The sequence below is a fragment of the Streptomyces sp. GQFP genome (assembly GCF_021545335.1).
Classification (GTDB): domain Bacteria; phylum Actinomycetota; class Actinomycetes; order Streptomycetales; family Streptomycetaceae; genus Streptomyces.
The window spans coordinates 5,084,621-5,100,730 of record NZ_CP089312.1 but is presented as its reverse complement, the minus strand read 5'-3'; the positions used below and the strand labels follow the sequence as shown (position 1 = coordinate 5,100,730).

Here is a 16,110-nt window from a genome sequence, read left to right as displayed (position 1 = left end):
TTCATGCCATCGAAGTCACGGCAGACAGGGCAAGCCGGCCGGCACGGCAGCTCCGCCAGCTACCGCGCCGTCCTCACCGCACCCGGTGCGATGCCCCTGGTGATCTGGTCGCTGCTGAGCCGACTGGCGTTCGCCATGACGAACCTGAGCCTGCTGCTGTATGTGAGCGCGGCCAGCGGCTCCTACGCCTTCGCCGGAGGCATGACCGCAGTCAGCCTGATCGGCACGGCCGCCGGAGCGATCGGGCAGGGCCGCCTCATCGACCGGTTCGGGCCCAGCCGCCCCCTGCTCGCTCTGACAGCGGCATACGGCCCGTTGAGCCTCGCCCTGATCGCCATGGTCCCGGCCCAGCACTCACCGAACCTGCTGCTGGCCTGCACGGTGCTCGCCCAGAGCGCCACGCAGCCGCTGCTGGCCGTCGCGTCCCGGGCGATGTGGCCGCGTCTCGTCCCGGCGGACTCGCAACGGCAGACGGCCTACAGCTACGAGACCATCAGCACCGAAACCTGCTACCTCATCGCTCCGGCCATCGCAGCCACCCTGGCCGCAGCACTGTGGCCGGGAACTCCCCTGACCCTGGCCTGCGGAGTCATCACCACGACGGCCATCGGCTTCGCCCTGACACCAGCGGCCTACCAGCACCGCGGCGGGGACGGGACCGTTGCCCTGAGTTCGCGTCATCCACATGCCGTTCTACGGCGCCGGGGAATGCCCATCCTGCTGGTCGCCGCGCTGGGGTTCGGTACCGGAGTCGGCTTTGTCGCGGTCGGCATACCCGCCGCAGCGACCGCGCTCGGCGCGACGGCGGCGGCCGGATTGCTGCTGGCCACCTGGTCCGTCAGTTCCGTGCTGGGCGGACTCACCTACAACCGTCGCCCCTGGCCGTCCGAACCATCCCTGCGGCTACCGATGTTGATGGCCGCCTTCGGTCTCCTGCTGTGCCCCGTCTTCATCGGCGGCTTCTACGGCCTCACGGCAGCGATGATCCTTACCGGGCTCACCCTTGCTCCCCAACTCACCGCCCAAAACGCCCTCTTGGACACGCTCGTACCACCCCACCAGGTTTCCGAGGCCTTCGGATGGATCACCACAGCCATCGCCCTCGGCAATGCCATCGGCCAAGCCGCAAGCGGAGCCCTGATCGAACACAGCGGACACGAGACGGCGTTCTGCATCGCCGTCTTCAGCGTTCTCGGAAGTGCAGCAGCGGTCACCGCCGGCCGACGCAGCCTCCGGCCACACCACAAACTGCCTCGCACCACCACGACCTGACCGACCGTGTTGCCGCGGTCAACTCGGTCATCTCGCGGCCCGGCTCATGAACACGGGCATGGGCGCGGCGCCCCACCCGTTCGGTCCATCCGGTTCGAGGATGCCCTGCCGTACGTGCTCCTTCGGTGACCCGCTACCAGTGGGTCAGGTCGAATACTTCCGAGCAATAGGGGTCCACGGCGTCCGAGGGGTTGTACCGCAACTGGTCGTCGGCGATGAGTGAGGGCAGCGCAGCGGCCAGGCCCGTGATGCCCACGGTGACGGCTCCCTCTTCGTCGCGAAGTGACACGTCAAGGCCGACCGTGTCGGACAGCCCCTCGCCGGTCACGTAGAGACGCGCGCTGTGCTGGTCGAGGAGGAGGAAGCCGAGCAGACACAGCTTCCCGGCGGGTTCGTATCCGCCGGGCGGGGTGATTCCTGCGGCTGCCGCGTGGAGAGCGTCCGTGAGGTCGAACTCCGGACCGTCCTCCAGGAGCAGCCCCATGTTCTCCGCGGCCACGACGGGGATGCCGTGCCCGTCACGGTTGTGATCCGCTGCCGTCCGAGGGATGTCGGATGCCTGACGTACAGCCTGGCGCAGAGCGGCTGCCACTGTGGAGGCGGGGATGTTGTCGCCGTGGCGGTCCAGCAGCGGCAGGTCGTAGGCCACTGAGGTCTCGATGTCTTGGCCGTCCCAGATGGCCACTCTGCCCACGCCTCGTCCGTTGGGGACGGGGAGCACGCCTCGGACGACAGGGCCGCCACCCAGGGGTGCCGCCGTGAAGCGGAGCATGCCCCGGACGAGGGCGGCTTGCAGCCGGGCCAGTCCTTCGTTCTCCCAGCGCTGCACCGGTGCGGACTCCTGACTGGCGCCCGGGAGTGGGGACGTCATGTCTCGTTCACCGCGTCGGGGCACTTGTTGCGAGGAACCCGCTCACAGTACGCGGTGATCGTTCCGATCTTGTGGCTGTGGTCGGCGAGCTCGTAGTCGCCGTCCGCGGTCTTGTAGCTGTACTGGGCGATCACCTTGATCCGGGCGAGGATCGCGCCGAGACGGTTGGTCAGCACGCCGCCGTAGACCCGGCGTGCTCCTTCCTTCTCTTCCGGGCGTTCGCTGGTCACGATCTTGATCACTTTGGGATCGTGAATGTTGTGCGGCCCTGAGAAGTGCCGCCAGCCGAACTTGCTGTTGCCCTCCCGGGTCGGGATGTTCTTCCCCTCGCCGTCCTTGCTGACGAACTTCACCACGCTCCAGTGACTGACCGACAGACCAGTGCCGGCACTTGGCGAAGGCGGACTCACCCGGGGCGGATTCACGACCAGTCCCTCCACTTCGGCGCGAGCCGTGCCGAACACCTGCGCGTACCCTTAGTCGGACATCACCTGCAGGTCCTGTCCACTCGGTGACGTCGTACGCGCTGAGGCGGGTGTGACGACCGCGGATGCCAGAAGCATGCCTGTGACTACGGCCGAGCAGACCGCGGTGCTGGTGAAGGCGCGCAAAGGGTTTCCTTGTGTGTGGTCATGCGGTGTGTGGGGCAGGGTGATTGGCTGTGCTGCCCCTTGTGGGCTGATTCGATCATGGGCCCGTGCCTTGATCAACGAAATAGGAATTATTCACCCGTAATCGGTAATAGGTGACTGGGTGCAGGTCCCGGCGGCGCGGGCAGCGCATCGCGAATCCGCCGACACCCCTGACGAGCCCTCTGGCCTGGGCCGCGGGAAAACCGGCGGCACAGCGTGGGAAACGATCTCTAGTGGCACCCGCGTAGGGGCCTGACCAGTGAGTTCCGTCGGTGCCCCACAAGTGAACGGCCCTCATCGTGATCACGATGAGGGCCGTTCCGTTTTGCTGCCGTGACGGTTCGCTGTGTGATTTTCCTGTCCGTGTGAGCTCTCTCACTGAGGTGCGGTCTCCTCGAAGAGGATGTGCCACAGGACCCGGGTGAGCTGTGCGGCGAGTTGCCCGGGTGGCATCGAGGCGAGGGGCTCGGTTCGTGCGATGCAGCGGCTGAAGGCCACTCCGATCATGTGCGACCCCGCGAGTGCGACGCGGGTGTCCAGGCCGTCGCCGGGTTCTGCCGGGGCGTCGGGGGAGAGCATGGACCGGTGGGCGGCGGCGCTGTTCTCCTGCATGGCGACCAGGAGGTGGGCCGCCGCGTGCTCGTCGGACGCTGCGCTGCGCACGAGGGCGATGGGTGGGTCGTTGGCGGCGGGTTGAGCGAACTCGGCGCGGATCGGGCGGCGTTGGCCGCCGCGGCGGCCATTGTGCGCGACCTGGTCCACCGGCACCTCGATCACGAGGAACCGGCGCTGTTCCCCGCGCTGGCGGCGCACATGGCGGAGGGACAAGGCACGGGCCGAGACCATCTCCGCCCGGATCGGCGCCGGCACCCGGGGACTGCCCTCGACCTTGCTCGGCCCGAGACGATCGGCGCCTCGTTGGCCGACGCATCACCGACGCCGTGACGGCCGTGACCTTGAAGTTCGTCGGCTACGCCGAGACGGTCCGTGTGCTGCGTGACCGGTTGAACCCGGGCGCCTCCGTCGTTCTTTTCGGCGGGCTCGCCAGGGAACGCCCCTATCCGGGCCTGATCGCCGACAGCCCCAAATGGCGTGACGTTCTCGACCCGCCGCACTCGGACCGGGCACCGATCGGACGACTGGTGGCGATGGCCGAGATCGCCGATGCCACCGACTTCCTGCTCCGCAAGACCGGCCTCAACGCCCATGACCTGTACATCGACGGGGGTCTGCCGGCCACCTGACCTGCAACACCGAGGTACGTCCTGCGAGCCGACTTGGCGTCGAAGAGTTATCCACAGGCTCTGACGGGATTTGTCCGGTGGCGGTACGGTCGTCGCGAGTTGATGTTGACAGTGGTGAACGAAGCGGGGGAGGCGGTCGCGATGACCGAGGTCGGTACGGAGTCTGCGGGTACCGGAGCGGCGCCGAGCCGGGCACGGGAGCTTCCCCGGGTGCGTGGCTTCGCCCAGTGGCAGGCGGCGGGCTCCTCCCCCAAGGAGGAGGGGAAGGCGCTGCGGCGGCAGGTCCCCCGGGCCGCGCACGCCTCCTTCGACTCCGGCACGGACGGTTCGCGTCCGGACGCGGAGGCGGCGGTCAAGGAGTCCAACCTCGGCCGTATCCCCGAGCTGACCCCGATAAGGGTGGGCAGGATGGCGGCCACCCCGTTCGCGTTCCTGCGCGGTTCGGCGGGCCTGATGGCGTACGACCTGGCCCGTACGCCGATGACCAGGATCCGGGCCCAGATCTGCGGCGACGCCCACGCGGGCAACTTCGGGCTGTACGGGGACGCGCGCGGCGGTCTGGTCATGGACCTCAACGACTTCGACGAGACGGTCCTGGGTCCCTGGGAGTGGGACCTCAAGCGGCTCGCCGCCTCGCTCGTGCTCGCGGGCCGGGAGGCGGGCGCGGACGAGGCCACCTGCCGGGGAGCGGCGCACGGCGCGGTCGGCGCGTACCGGCGCACGATGCGGCTCCTCGCGAAGCTGTCGGTGCTGGACGCGTGGAACGCCATCGCGGACGAGGAACTCGTCTCCTACACGGACGCCCACGACCTGATCGGCACCCTGGAGCGGGTCTCCGAGAAGGCGCGGGGCAACACCAGCGGGCGCTTCGCGGCCAGGTCGACGGAGGCCACCGAGGACGGCGGGCGGCGCTTCGTGGCCGCCCCGCCGGTGCTGCGTGAGGTGCCGGACGCGGAGGCCGCGGCGGTGGCGGCGTCCCTGGAGGAGTACGTGGGCACTCTGTCCGAGGACCGGCTTCCGCTGCTGGCCCGGCACTCGGTGCACGACGTGGCGTTCCGGATCGTGGGCACGGGGAGCGTGGGCGCGCGGTCGTACGTCGTGCTGCTGCTGGACCACCGCGGTGAGTCCCTCGTGCTCCAGGTGAAGGAGGCCCGGCCCTCGGCGCTGGTTCCGCATCTGGCGACCGCCGGCTTCGACCCGGTGGAGGCCACGGGCGCGATGCACGAGGGGCGCCGGGTGGTGCTCGGGCAGAAGCGCATGCAGGTCGTGAGCGACATCCTCCTCGGTTGGACCACTGTCGACGGACTGCCTTTCCAGGTACGGCAGTTCCGCAACCGCAAGGGCAGCGTCGACCCGGCCGCCCTCTCCGCCGACCAGGTCGACGACTACGGCCGGATGACGGGCGCCCTGCTGGCCCGCGCCCACGCCCACAGCGCCGACCCGCGGCTGATCGCCGGCTACTGCGGCAAGGGCGACGAGCTGGACGAGGCGATGGCGACGTTCGCCATGTCCTATGCCGACCGCACGGAGGCGGACCACGCGGATCTGGTGGAGGCGGTGCGGGCGGGGAGGATCGACGCGGAGATGGGGGTGTGACGGTTGTTACGGGGGACGGGGGCGGGGCGGCGCGGGGTCTGTTCGGTGGCCTTGGCTGTGCGGGTGAGCCGTGGCCTACGCTGGGCGGGTGACGACCCCGGAAGCTGAGCAGTCCTCGTCCGTGCCCGAAGCCGACGGGCCGCGGGAGCCCCTTGACGCGCAGGCGCCGTCCGGCGCGGCCGATCGGACCGGGGGCGCGGCCGAGGGCGCGGCTGAGGCGGATCGGCCCGAGGCAAGGCTGGAGCGGGCCGTGCGGGCCGCCGAGCAGGCGCTCATCGAGTACGAGATCGCCGTCGAGACCTTCCGTATCGAGGTCGAGAACTTCTCCCGGCTGCACCACCAGAAGCTCGGGCCGATGTACGCCCGCCTCGACGAACTGGACGCGAGCATCGCCGAGGCGAAGGCCGCGCGGACCGGCGCACCCGAGGACGTGCGCGCGGCGCAGGAGGCGCGGGCGCGGGTCATGCCGATGCCCGGTGTCGAGGAGCTGTTCCACGGCTGGATGGACTCGGAGGGACTGTTCCCGGAGGCCGTCGCGATGCTCACCGACCAGCCGGTGCGGCCTCCGCAGCGGGTCCGCCCGAGCGACGAGGCCCGCAAGCTCTACCGCGAACTGGTCCGCAAGGCCCACCCTGACCTCGCGCAGGACGAGGACGAGCGGGCGCGGCGCGACGAGTTCATCTCCCGGGTCAACGCCGCCTACGGGCGGGGTGACGAGGGGCTGTTGCGGGAGCTGGCCGAGGAGTGGGCGGCCGGTCCGGCGCCCGCCGAGTGGCAGCCGAGTCACAGCGAGGAGCTGTACGCCCGCCTCGAATGGCTTTCCCAGCGCAAGGAACTGCTCACGCTGGTCGCCAGTGAGCTGGAGGAGGGCGCGATCGGCGCGATGCTGAAGCTCGCCCCGGACGACCCCGACCGCCTCCTGGAGGAGATCGCCGAGCAGCTCCTGGCGCAGGTCGCGGAGCGCGAGAGGGAACTCGCGGAGTTGCTGGAGCAGTGACCTGGGTATCGTCGGGGACATGAGTTTCGGAGCTGGTGTGCCCACGGTCGAGGTCTCGGACCTCAAGGACGGCGACTTCCTGCTGGACGTCCGCGAGGACGACGAGTGGCAGGCGGGGCACGCCGAGGGGGCGTTGCACATCCCGATGAGCGAGTTCGTCGCCCGCTACGGCGAGTTGACCGAGGCGGCACCGCAGGGCGGCCGGGTCAACGTGATCTGCCGCTCCGGCGGCCGCTCGGCCCAGGTCACCAACTACCTGGTCCAGCAGGGCGTCGACGCGGTGAACGTCGGCGGCGGTATGCAGGTGTGGGAGGCGGCGGGCCGTCCGGTCGTGACGGATGAGGGTGCGCCGGGCTTCGTCGCCTGAACCCCCGTCTCCCCGTATCCCGGTACGTGACGGCCCACCGCCGGGTTCAGCCCAGCTGGTGGGCCGCCAGCAGGTCGCCAAGGGCCTCCTCGTGCGCTGCGGCCGGGCCGAGCGACAGCTCCAGGTACTTGGCCCAGGCGTGGAACCGGTGCAGCGGATAGTCGGTGTCGGCGCCGAAACCGCCGTGCAGATGCTGCGCGGTCTGCACGACCCGTCGTACGCCCTCCGAGGCCCAGATCTTGGCGACGGCGACGTCCCCGGATGCGGGCAGCGCGCCCCCGGCCCCGGTGCTGATCCGCCACGCCGCCTGCCACAGCGTGACCTCCATCGCGCGCAGGTCGATGTACCGGTCGGCGGCCTGCACGGCGACGGCCTGGAACGTGGCCAGCGGATGTCCGAACTGCTCCCGCTTGCTGGTGTAGTCGCTGGTCATGCCCAGCACCGCCGTCCCGAGCCCGAGCGCCAGCGTGCACGTTCCGACGGTCAGCAGATCGCGCAGCCACGGCCAGCCGCCGTCGGCGTCGAGGACGTACCGGTCCGGCAACCGCACGGACTCCAGGCGCAGTTCGCCGAGCCGCTCACCGGCGGTGGATATCTGCTCGCCGAGGACGACGCCTTCGTGGCTCCGGGGGACCAGGGCGAGGACGGTCCGGTCGGCGCTGGTGCGCGCGGGTACGAGGACGAAGTCGGCGTTGTGCGCCCAGGGCACCGCCGTCTGCGTGCCGTCGAGGACCCAGAGGTCACCGTCCCGCCCGGCGGTCACGGCGAGTTCGGCGGGGTCGTGGCCGGTACGGCCGTGCGCGGCGACGGTGAGAACGAGTTCGCCGGTCCCGGCCCGGCGCAGCACCTCGCCCCGCAACTCCTCGTCCCCGTACGCCTGTACGGCCGCCATGGCCGCGCAGCTCTCCAGCAGGGGCACCCTGGCCAGCACCTTCGCGGACTCGCGCAGCACGAGGCACAGGGCGATGGCGTCGAGACCGGCCCCGTCGAAGTCCTCGTCGAGCAGCAGACTCAGCAGATCCGCACCGGCGAGCCGCTCCCACAGGGCCCGGTCGAAGTCGTCCGCGACGGCGCCCGCGACGAGCGACGGACTGGGCACCGAGTCCGGCGCGACCCCGCCGAACACCGCCAGGGCCGCCTCGACCGCCGCCTGCTGCTCCTCGCTGAACCTGAAGTCCATGGTGCTGTCCTCTCGGGGCGGGCGGGTATCTGACGGGGCGTCAAGATAGAACAGGTTCTAGAAGAAGGGAACGGGTGGAGGGCGAGGGTGTGAGGCGAGTGAACCAACCGATCGTTCGGTTTGCCTGATTCGATGATCCGGCGGCGGGCCGTAGGGTGTCAACGGCTGTGGATAACTCCCCGAGGCGGCCCTCGCGGGTGCCGTGTGCAGGTCGTGCAGGTGTGCGGAGGGGGCTGCGCAGGGAGGGTGGGCCTGAGTACCGTGCCCGTGCGCACGCCGTGTCGTGGGGTGCGTGGGACCGGGATTCGGGAGACGGGGCGGAATGGACGCGTACGAGGCAGGCTCGGACGCCCGGCACGGGCGTGACGAGCCCGGCGGGGCCGAGGGCTCCCCGCCGGACGGCCCCCCGCCGCCGCCCGGGTCCGGCCCGCCGGACGGCGACAGCGCGCCTCCTCTCGGCGCCCCGGCCCCCGACGGTTCCCAGGAAGCGCCCCGCCCCTCGCTGGCCGCCCTCTCCCTCCCGTACCAGATAGGCGCCGCCCTGGCCCTCGCGGTCGTCGCCGTCGCCGCGTGTGCGCACCTCGGGATGGTCTTTCTGCACGTCGCGCCCTCGAACACGGTCACCAAGGCGCACGCGCGGACGATCGACGACTGGATCTACCCGGAGTTCGAGCAGAACTGGAAGCTGTTCGCCCCCAACCCGCTCCAGCAGAACATCGCTGTCGAGGTCCGCGCCGATGTCCGTACCGCGGACGGCGGGGCCCGTACGACCGCCTGGTACGACCTCTCCGCGCTGGACGGCGAGGCCATCCACGGCAATCCGGTGCCGAGTCACACCCAGCAGAACGAGCTGCGCCGGGCCTGGGACTTCCTCGTCGGCTCGCACGACGCCCAGAACCGCCCCTCGGGCCTGCGCGGGGCCCTCGCCGAGCAGTATCTGCGTCGCATCGTCGTCCTGCGCCTCGACCGTGAGGACGCGGCGGGCCCCGGCGGCACGATCGACCGCGTCCAGGTCCGCTCCCGCACGACCAACGTCCGGCCGCCCGAGTGGAGCCAGGAACAGGTGCAGGTGCCCGAGAAGCCGACGTACCGCGTACTGCCCTGGTGGCCCGTCCCCGACGACGAGGAGGCGGCCCGGGCGGCGGGCGCGGCCGACGCGACGCGGGTGGACGCCTCATGACCCGCCCCGCGCCGACCGCTCCCCGCTCGCTGACCCGTTCCGTCTCCCTCGGCATCGGGCGGGTCACCGAGAACGCCCTGGGTCCCTACCAGGCCGCCGTCGTCCGGATCGGCTTCTCGGTGACCTGGCTGCTGTTCCTGCTGCGCGAGTTCCCGCACCGACGGGAGCTGTACGGGCCCGACGGCCCCTGGAGCTGGGATCTCGCCCAGCAGCTCACCGCGGACAACGGTGCCTTCACGGTCCTGATGTGGTCCGGCAGCCAGATCTGGTTCGAGCTCGTCTACGTGCTCGCCGTGCTCGCCAGTCTTCTGCTGCTGCTCGGCTGGCGGACCCGCACCCTGTCCGTGGTCTTCATGGTCGGTGTGCTCTCGCTCCAGAACCGCAGCATCTTCGTGGGCGACGGCGGCGACAACGTCCTCCACCTGATGTCCCTCTACCTGGTGTTCACGCGCTGCGGCCAGGTGTGGTCCCTGGACGCCCGGCGCGCCCGCGAGGCACGCGCGCGCGTGCTCTTCGACCCCGCCCCCGACCGGGTGGGCCCGGCGCTCTGGACCGTCCTCGGGCTGCTCCTCGTCGCCGGAACCGCCGCCGGCAGGCTCGACGGCGACCCGCTGGTCCCGGTGATCCTCTGGGGCATGTGGCTGGCGCAGGCCGTGTGGTGGGCCGTGTCGCGCCGGGGGCGGGGCGGGGAGCCCCGGATGCTGCTCGACATCGTCGGCAACCTCGTGCACAACGCGGCCCTCTTCGTGATCATGGCCGAGGCCTGTCTGATCTACGCGACGGCCGGCTGGTACAAGATCCAGGGCTCGCGCTGGCAGGACGGAACGGCCGTCTACTACCCGCTCCACCTCGACTACTTCTCGCCGTGGCCCGCGCTCTCCGACCTGATGTCGTCGAGCGGCACGATGGTGATGCTGGTGACGTACGGGACGGTGATCGTGCAGGTCGCCTTCCCCTTCACGCTGTTCAACCGGCGGGTCAAGAACGTCCTGCTGGCCGTGATGATGACCGAGCACGCCGTGATCGCCGTCGTGCTCGGGCTGCCCTTCTTCTCGCTCGCGATGATCGCCGCGGACGCCGTGTTCCTGCCGACCTCCTTCCTGCGCCGACTCGGCGACCGAGCGGCACGCGCGCGCGTGCGCCTTGTCTCCCGGCTGCGGGGCGACGGGCGTGCGGAGCCGGACCCACCCGCCTCCGGGGCGCCCGACGAGCCCGCCGCGGACGAGTCGGCCGAGCCCCCGCACGTAGGCTTCAAGGCATGACGGACGCAGCAACAGGGCCCGTGGTGGCCGAGTGGCACCGCCTTGTGGGCTCCTCCGTCCTGCTCGACGGCTTCCACGCCCTCAAGCACGCCCTCCGCTTCGGCGCGCGGATCCCGGTGGCCGTGACCACCGACCGACGCGCGACGCTCGCTCTCGCCGACGAACTGGCTCCGGACGTACGGGACACCCTGGACGCCCTGCTGACCGAGGTCCCGGAGACGGCGTACACGTCCCTCGTGCCGCGCCCGCATCCCACCGCGGTGGCCGCCCTGGCCGTACGGCCCTCCCGCGCGGCCCATCTGGAGGCGCTCGCGCGCACACCCCGGACCGCGCCCGTCGTCGTTCTCGACAACCCGCGCAATCTCGGCAACGCCGGGGCGGTGATCCGGCTCGCGGCCGGGTTCGGCGCGACCGGCGTCGTCACCACCGGGACGCTCGACCCCTGGCACCCCACCGTCGTACGCGGTGGGGCGGGGCTGCACTTCGCGACCGCCGTGGAGAGGCTGACGGTGGCCGAGCTGCCGGCCGGGCCGGTGTTCGCGCTCGACCCGGAGGGCGACGACATCCGGGGCCTGAAGCTCCCGGACGACGCCGTCCTCGCCTTCGGCTCCGAGCGCAGCGGACTGTCACCCGACCTACGCGCGCGTGCCGACCACCTGGTGTCCCTCCCGATGCGCCCCCAGGTCTCCAGCTACAACCTGGCGACGAGCGTGGCGATGACGCTGTACCACTGGAGCGTCACGGGGAACGGGACCTTCTGAGAGGCGCGGAACCGCGCCCCTAAAGAGGCGCGGGGCTGCATCGATTTGCGGCTGCGCCGCGGGGCGCGACCAGCCCCCACCGGGCCGCAGCGAACGAACCGCGTATCCACCGGAGTGCTCAGGCCTGCCGGCGCACCTCCACCACCCGGAACCGGTTCGCCACGAACGCCCCGTCGCACAGGGCCGCGTTCGCCGCCGGGTTGCCGCCCGAGCCGTGGAAGTCGGAGAAGGCGGCCGTCTGGTTGACGTACACCCCGCCGGTCAGGTTCAGCGACAGCTGGGCGCATTCCTCCAGGCAGGCCTCCTCGACTGCCTGTTCGAACTCCGGGTCGGTCGTGTACGCGCCGACCGTCATCGCGCCCTTCTCGCGGACCGTCCGCCGCAGCAGTCGCACCGCTTCGGCCGCCGAGTCGACCGCGACGGCGAAGGAGACCGGGCCGAAGCACTCGCTCATGTAGGCGGCCTCGGAGTCCGCCCCATCCCAATATTTCTGCGCGCCGTCGAGCTTCACGATGACCGGGGTACGGACCACGGCGTCCGGGAAGTCGGGGTTCGTGATCTCCCGTGAGGTCAGGGCGACTTCGCCGAGCCCGGCCGCGGCCTCCAGGCGTGCCTTCACGTCGGGGTTGACGATCGCGCCCAGCAGACCGTTCGCGCGCGCGTCGTCGCCGAGGAGGCCGCCGACGGCGGCGGCGAGGCCGGTGACCACCTCGTCGTACGACTTGTGGCCCTCCTCCGTACGGATGCCGTCGCGCGGGATCAGGAGGTTCTGCGGGGTCGTGCACATCTGGCCGCTGTACAGGGAGAGCGCGAACGCGAGGTTCGACAGCATGCCCTTGTAGTTGTCGGTCGACTCCACGATCACCGTGTTGACGCCGGCCTTCTCCGTGTAGACCTGCGCCTGGCGGGCGTTGGCCTCCAGCCAGTCGCCGAACGCCGTCGAGCCCGTGTAGTCGATGACGCGGATCTCCGGGCGGGTCGCCAGGGTCTTCGCGATGCCTTCACCGGGACGCTCGGCGGCCAGCGCGACCAGGTTCGGGTCGAAGCCGGTCTCCGCCAGGACCTCGCGCGCCACCTGGACCGTCAGCGCGAGCGGCAGCACCGCGCGCGGGTGGGGCTTCACGAGGACCGCGTTGCCCGTGGCCAGGGACGCGAACAGGCCCGGGTAGCCGTTCCACGTCGGGAAGGTGTTGCAGCCGATGAGGAGGGCGACACCGCGCGGGACCGGCGTGAAGTGCTTGGTGAGGGCCAGGGGGTCGCGCTTGCCCTGGGGCTTGTTCCACTCCGCGGTGCCGGGGGTGCGGACCTGCTCCGCGTACGCGTACGCCACCGCCTCCAGGCCGCGGTCCTGGGCGTGCGGGCCGCCCGCCTGGAACGCCATCATGAAGGCCTGGCCGCTGGTGTGCATGACCGCGTGCGCGAACTCGTGCGTCCGGCCGCTGATCCGCTTGAGGATCTCCAGGCAGACCATCGCGCGCACCTCCGCGCCCGCGTCCCGCCAGGCGCGCTGGCCGGCCTTCATGGCGGGCAGCAGCACGTCGACGTCCGCGTGCGGGTAGGTGACGCCCAGTGCGATGCCGTACGGGGACTCCTCGCCGCCCACCCAGTCGTCCGTGCCGGGCTGGTCGAGGTCGAGGCGGGTGTTAAGGACGGCGTCGAAGGCGGCCTTGCCCGCGGCCAGGTCCAGGCTGCCGTCCTCCCCGTACGCCTTGGGGTGTTCGGGGTGCGGGGACCAGTACGCGCGTGTGCGGATCGCTTCCAGCGCCTGGTCGAGGGTGGGCCGGTGCTGGGCGATCAGCTGGTGCGCGGTGAGTTCGGCGGCCATCGGGGAACAACTCCTCGTCTCAAGAGCACTTCGTTGAGCTCATGGCCCCGGCCGTGACCTGGCGCATGAACCGGGACATGACCTGGGCAGGAAAGGCACGACAGAGTTAGAGTAACCGAACGATCGGTCGGGACAAGGGGGTCCGCCGCATCTGTGGACAACCCGTGCGGGAGGATCGCGCACATGACAGCACTCGACCTCAGCAGCCCCGTGGCCGTCGTCGGCACCGGCACCATGGGCCAGGGCATCGCCCAGGTCGCGCTGGTCGCCGGCCATCACGTACGGCTGTTCGACGCCGTTCCCGGGCGTGCCCAGGAGGCCGCCGGAGCGATCGGCGCGCGGCTCGACCGGCTCGTCGAGAAGGACCGGATGACGGCGGCCGACCGGGACACCGCCCGGGGCCGGCTGCACGCCGCCGGGAGCCTCGGCGAACTCGCCGACTGCTCCCTCGTCGTCGAGGCCGTCCTCGAACAGCTCGACGTCAAGCAGGAGTTGCTGCGCGCGCTGGAGGACGTGGTCGACGACGACTGTCTGCTGGCCACCAACACCTCCTCGCTGTCCGTCACCGCCATCGGAGGCGTCCTGCGCAACCCGGGGCGGTTCGTCGGCCTGCACTTCTTCAACCCGGCGCCGCTGCTGCCCCTCGTGGAGGTCGTCTCCGGGTTCGCCACCGACGTCACGTCGGCCACGCGCGCGTACGAGATGGCCCGCGCCTGGGGCAAGACCCCGGTCGCCTGCGCCGACACCCCCGGCTTCATCGTCAACCGCCTCGCCCGGCCCTTCTACGCCGAGGCCTTCGCGGCGTACGAGGCCCAGTCCGCCGACCCCGCCACCATCGACGCGGTGCTGCGCGAGTGCGGCGGCTTCCGGATGGGCGCCTTCGAGCTGACCGACCTCATCGGGCAGGACGTCAACGAGGCCGTCACCCACTCCGTGTGGCAGGCCTTCTTCCAGGACGTGCGGTTCACGCCCTCGCTCGCCCAGCGGCGGCTCGTCGAGTCGGGCCGGCTCGGCCGCAAGACCGGGCAGGGCTGGTACGACTACGGGGACGACGCCGAGCGCGCCGAACCGCACACCGCGGAGAAGGCCCAGGCGCCCGCCTACGTCGTCGCGGAGGGCGACCTGGGCCCCGCGTCCGACCTCCTCGCGCTGATCCGCGAGGCGGGCATTCCCGTCCGTGAGGACGAGGAGGACCACGGCACCCGGCTGGTGCTGCCCGGCGGCGGCCAGCTGGTCCTCGCCGACGGACAGACCAGCGTCGAGTTCCGTGACGTCGTCTACTTCGACCTCGCGCTCGACTACCGGCGCGCGACCCGCATGGCCCTGTCCGCCTCCCAGGACACCCAGCCGCAGACCCTCAGCGAGGCCATCGGCCTCTTCCAGACGCTCGGCAAGGACGTCAGCGTCCTCGGGGACGCCCCCGGCATGATCGTCGCCCGTACGGTGGCCCGGATCGTCGACCTCGCGCACGACGCCGTCGCCAAGGGCGTCGCCACCGAGGAGGACGTCGACACGGCGATGCGCCTCGGCGTCAACTACCCGCTCGGGCCCTTCGAGTGGAGCCGCAGGCTCGGCCGGAGCTGGGCGCACGAGATCCTCGACGAACTCCACCAGCGCGACCCGAGCGGACGGTACGCGCCGTCCCTCGCGCTCTACCGCCACGCGTACGCCACCGACAAGCGGGAGGGCACCCCATGACCACCGCCAAGCGCGACACGTACACCCCGACGACGCTGCTCCAGGTCGCCGTCCAGGTGTTCAACGAGCGCGGCTACGACGGCACCTCCATGGAGCACCTCTCCAAGGCCGCGGGCATCTCCAAGTCGTCGATATACCACCACGTCACCGGCAAGGAGGAGCTGCTGCGCCTCGCCGTCAGCCGGGCGCTGGACGGGCTCTTCGGGATCCTCGACGAGGAGCACGCGCGCGTGGGGCCCGCCGCAGGACGTCTGGAGTACGTCGTACGGCGCATGGTCGAGGTGCTCATGGCCGAGCTGCCGTACGTGACGCTGCTGCTGCGGGTGCGCGGCAACACCGACACCGAGCGCTGGGCCCTGGAACGGCGCCGGGACTTCGACCACCGGGTCGCCGATCTGCTCAGGGCCGCGGCGGCCGAGGGGGACGTGCGCGGTGACGTGGAGGTGCGGCTCGCGACGCGGCTCGTCTTCGGGATGATCAACTCGGTCGTCGAGTGGTACCGGCCCGACGGGCGCGGCATGGGCGAGCGGGAGGTCTCCGACGCGGTGGTGCGGCTGGTCTTCGGGGGCCTGCGCAGCCCGGAGTGACCTGCCGGGGGCTCAGCCCTCCAGGTCCAGGTCCTCCTCCTCGAACACCAGCAGCGTGCGCGTGCTGAGCACCTCCGGCATCGCCTGCAGGCGCATCAGGACCAGCTCGCGCAGCGCCTTGTTGTCAGGGGTGTGGACCAGCAGGAGGACGTCGAAGTCGCCGCCGACCAGGGCGATGTGGTCCGCCCCGGGGAGCTGCCTGAGCTGTTCGCGGACCGTGCGCCAGGAGTTCTGGACGATCTTCAGGGTGATGTACGCCGAGGTGCCCTGCCCGGCGCGTTCGTGGTCCACGCGGGCGCCGAAGCCGCGGATCACACCGTCCTCCATGAGGCGGTTGATGCGCGCGTAGGCGTTGGCCCGGGAGACGTGCACACGTTCGGCCACGGACCGGATCGAGGCGCGGCCGTCCGCCTGGAGCATCTGCAGGATGTCCTGATCGATGGCGTCCAGCGGGCGTGCGGGCGGCAGGGTGTTGCCGCCCTCCGGGCGTTCGGCCATTTGTTCAGGTGCCATGTCCCCCCGCCTCCCTACCATGGACGTACTGCGTCCATCTCAGGCTGTGGAGAACCGTTTGTCCACAGCCTGGCGGTGCCTGTAGCCAAAATGTGCCGACGACCGAACAATCGGTAGGTGAGGCG

General features: G+C 71.0%; 16 protein-coding genes. 10 read left to right on the top strand and 6 right to left on the bottom strand.

The window, feature by feature from the left end:
- Window positions 1-3: 3 nt before the first annotated feature.
- Complete coding sequence (locus LUX31_RS22560; protein ID WP_235476792.1) at window positions 4-1,272, top strand: MFS transporter; 1,269 nt, start codon at window positions 4-6, stop codon at window positions 1,270-1,272.
- A 133-nt stretch (window positions 1,273-1,405) separates the two neighbouring features.
- On the opposite strand, the gene LUX31_RS22555 is transcribed toward LUX31_RS22560, so the two are convergent.
- From LUX31_RS22555 to LUX31_RS22545, 3 genes are all read right to left on the bottom strand, one after another.
- Window positions 1,406-2,143, bottom strand: a complete 738-nt coding sequence (locus LUX31_RS22555) for a hypothetical protein (RefSeq protein WP_235476791.1) — start codon at window positions 2,141-2,143, stop codon at window positions 1,406-1,408.
- Complete coding sequence (locus LUX31_RS22550; RefSeq protein ID WP_235476790.1) at window positions 2,140-2,607, bottom strand: hypothetical protein; 468 nt, start codon at window positions 2,605-2,607, stop codon at window positions 2,140-2,142. The genes LUX31_RS22555 and LUX31_RS22550 overlap by 4 nt, the downstream gene beginning before the upstream one ends.
- A gap of 543 nt (window positions 2,608-3,150) precedes the next feature.
- Complete coding sequence (locus LUX31_RS22545) at window positions 3,151-3,645, bottom strand: TetR/AcrR family transcriptional regulator (protein ID WP_235476789.1); 495 nt, start codon at window positions 3,643-3,645, stop codon at window positions 3,151-3,153.
- A gap of 71 nt (window positions 3,646-3,716) precedes the next feature.
- On the opposite strand from LUX31_RS22545, the gene LUX31_RS22540 reads away from it, so the two are divergent.
- The 4 genes from LUX31_RS22540 to LUX31_RS22525 all read left to right on the top strand — a co-directional run bounded on the left by LUX31_RS22540 (window position 3,717) and on the right by LUX31_RS22525 (window position 6,979).
- The gene (locus LUX31_RS22540) at window positions 3,717-4,019 is read left to right on the top strand and encodes an SDR family NAD(P)-dependent oxidoreductase (RefSeq protein ID WP_235476788.1); all 303 of its coding nucleotides are present in this window, start codon (window positions 3,717-3,719) and stop codon (window positions 4,017-4,019) included.
- Between the two features lie 141 nt (window positions 4,020-4,160).
- Window positions 4,161-5,615 (top strand): DUF2252 domain-containing protein, encoded by a 1,455-nt coding sequence (locus tag LUX31_RS22535; RefSeq protein WP_235480018.1) that lies wholly within the window; start codon window positions 4,161-4,163, stop codon window positions 5,613-5,615.
- Window positions 5,616-5,703: 88 nt separating this feature from the next.
- Window positions 5,704-6,612 carry a J domain-containing protein gene (locus LUX31_RS22530; RefSeq protein WP_235476787.1) on the top strand — a complete coding sequence of 303 codons (909 nt, stop codon included), beginning with the start codon at window positions 5,704-5,706 and terminating at the stop codon, window positions 6,610-6,612.
- Window positions 6,613-6,649: 37 nt separating this feature from the next.
- The gene (locus LUX31_RS22525) at window positions 6,650-6,979 is read left to right on the top strand and encodes a rhodanese-like domain-containing protein (protein ID WP_235480017.1); all 330 of its coding nucleotides are present in this window, start codon (window positions 6,650-6,652) and stop codon (window positions 6,977-6,979) included.
- A 46-nt stretch (window positions 6,980-7,025) separates the two neighbouring features.
- Here LUX31_RS22525 and LUX31_RS22520 read toward each other — a convergent pair whose 3' ends face one another.
- Window positions 7,026-8,159: an acyl-CoA dehydrogenase family protein gene (locus tag LUX31_RS22520; protein WP_235476786.1), complete on the bottom strand. Its 1,134-nt coding sequence runs from the start codon at window positions 8,157-8,159 to the stop codon at window positions 7,026-7,028.
- Between the two features lie 322 nt (window positions 8,160-8,481).
- Between LUX31_RS22520 and LUX31_RS22515 the strand changes: the two genes are divergently transcribed.
- From LUX31_RS22515 to LUX31_RS22505, 3 genes are read left to right on the top strand one after another with little or no spacing between them, the layout of a single operon-like run.
- Window positions 8,482-9,339 (top strand): DUF5819 family protein, encoded by an 858-nt coding sequence (locus tag LUX31_RS22515; RefSeq protein ID WP_235476785.1) that lies wholly within the window; start codon window positions 8,482-8,484, stop codon window positions 9,337-9,339.
- Entirely contained in the window at window positions 9,336-10,601 is a 1,266-nt protein-coding gene (locus LUX31_RS22510) for an HTTM domain-containing protein (RefSeq protein ID WP_235476784.1), read from the top strand. The genes LUX31_RS22515 and LUX31_RS22510 overlap by 4 nt, the downstream gene beginning before the upstream one ends.
- Window positions 10,598-11,362 (top strand): TrmH family RNA methyltransferase, encoded by a 765-nt coding sequence (locus tag LUX31_RS22505; RefSeq protein WP_235476783.1) that lies wholly within the window; start codon window positions 10,598-10,600, stop codon window positions 11,360-11,362. Before LUX31_RS22510 ends, LUX31_RS22505 begins: the two co-directional genes overlap by 4 nt.
- 118 nt (window positions 11,363-11,480) lie before the next feature.
- Here the strand turns inward: LUX31_RS22505 and paaN are convergent, their stop codons facing one another.
- Complete coding sequence (gene paaN, locus LUX31_RS22500) at window positions 11,481-13,187, bottom strand: phenylacetic acid degradation protein PaaN (protein ID WP_235476782.1); 1,707 nt, start codon at window positions 13,185-13,187, stop codon at window positions 11,481-11,483.
- 183 nt (window positions 13,188-13,370) lie between these two features.
- Between paaN and LUX31_RS22495 the strand changes: the two genes are divergently transcribed.
- Together LUX31_RS22495 and LUX31_RS22490 are read left to right on the top strand one after the other, a co-directional pair.
- Window positions 13,371-14,885 (top strand): 3-hydroxyacyl-CoA dehydrogenase, encoded by a 1,515-nt coding sequence (locus LUX31_RS22495; RefSeq protein ID WP_235476781.1) that lies wholly within the window; start codon window positions 13,371-13,373, stop codon window positions 14,883-14,885.
- A complete protein-coding gene (locus LUX31_RS22490; RefSeq protein ID WP_235476780.1) occupies window positions 14,882-15,472 on the top strand; it encodes a TetR/AcrR family transcriptional regulator in 591 nt (196 codons plus the stop codon). The genes LUX31_RS22495 and LUX31_RS22490 overlap by 4 nt, the downstream gene beginning before the upstream one ends.
- A gap of 12 nt (window positions 15,473-15,484) precedes the next feature.
- Here the strand turns inward: LUX31_RS22490 and LUX31_RS22485 are convergent, their stop codons facing one another.
- Entirely contained in the window at window positions 15,485-15,970 is a 486-nt protein-coding gene (locus LUX31_RS22485) for an Lrp/AsnC family transcriptional regulator (protein ID WP_235480016.1), read from the bottom strand.
- Between the last annotated feature and the right edge of the window lie 140 nt (window positions 15,971-16,110).

What these genes read in the sequence shown, in the direction of transcription:
- LUX31_RS22560 (WP_235476792.1), top strand. Translation starts at nt 4, where the DNA reads ATGCCATCGAAGTCACGGCAGACAGGGCAAGCCGGCCGGCACGGCAGC.
- LUX31_RS22555 (WP_235476791.1), bottom strand. Translation starts at nt 2,143, where the DNA reads ATGACGTCCCCACTCCCGGGCGCCAGTCAGGAGTCCGCACCGGTGCAG.
- LUX31_RS22535 (WP_235480018.1), top strand. Translation starts at nt 4,161, where the DNA reads ATGACCGAGGTCGGTACGGAGTCTGCGGGTACCGGAGCGGCGCCGAGC.
- LUX31_RS22520 (WP_235476786.1), bottom strand. Translation starts at nt 8,159, where the DNA reads ATGGACTTCAGGTTCAGCGAGGAGCAGCAGGCGGCGGTCGAGGCGGCC.
- LUX31_RS22515 (WP_235476785.1), top strand. Translation starts at nt 8,482, where the DNA reads ATGGACGCGTACGAGGCAGGCTCGGACGCCCGGCACGGGCGTGACGAG.
- LUX31_RS22510 (WP_235476784.1), top strand. Translation starts at nt 9,336, where the DNA reads ATGACCCGCCCCGCGCCGACCGCTCCCCGCTCGCTGACCCGTTCCGTC.
- LUX31_RS22505 (WP_235476783.1), top strand. Translation starts at nt 10,598, where the DNA reads ATGACGGACGCAGCAACAGGGCCCGTGGTGGCCGAGTGGCACCGCCTT.
- paaN (WP_235476782.1), bottom strand. Translation starts at nt 13,187, where the DNA reads ATGGCCGCCGAACTCACCGCGCACCAGCTGATCGCCCAGCACCGGCCC.
- LUX31_RS22495 (WP_235476781.1), top strand. Translation starts at nt 13,371, where the DNA reads ATGACAGCACTCGACCTCAGCAGCCCCGTGGCCGTCGTCGGCACCGGC.
- LUX31_RS22490 (WP_235476780.1), top strand. Translation starts at nt 14,882, where the DNA reads ATGACCACCGCCAAGCGCGACACGTACACCCCGACGACGCTGCTCCAG.
- LUX31_RS22485 (WP_235480016.1), bottom strand. Translation starts at nt 15,970, where the DNA reads ATGGCCGAACGCCCGGAGGGCGGCAACACCCTGCCGCCCGCACGCCCG.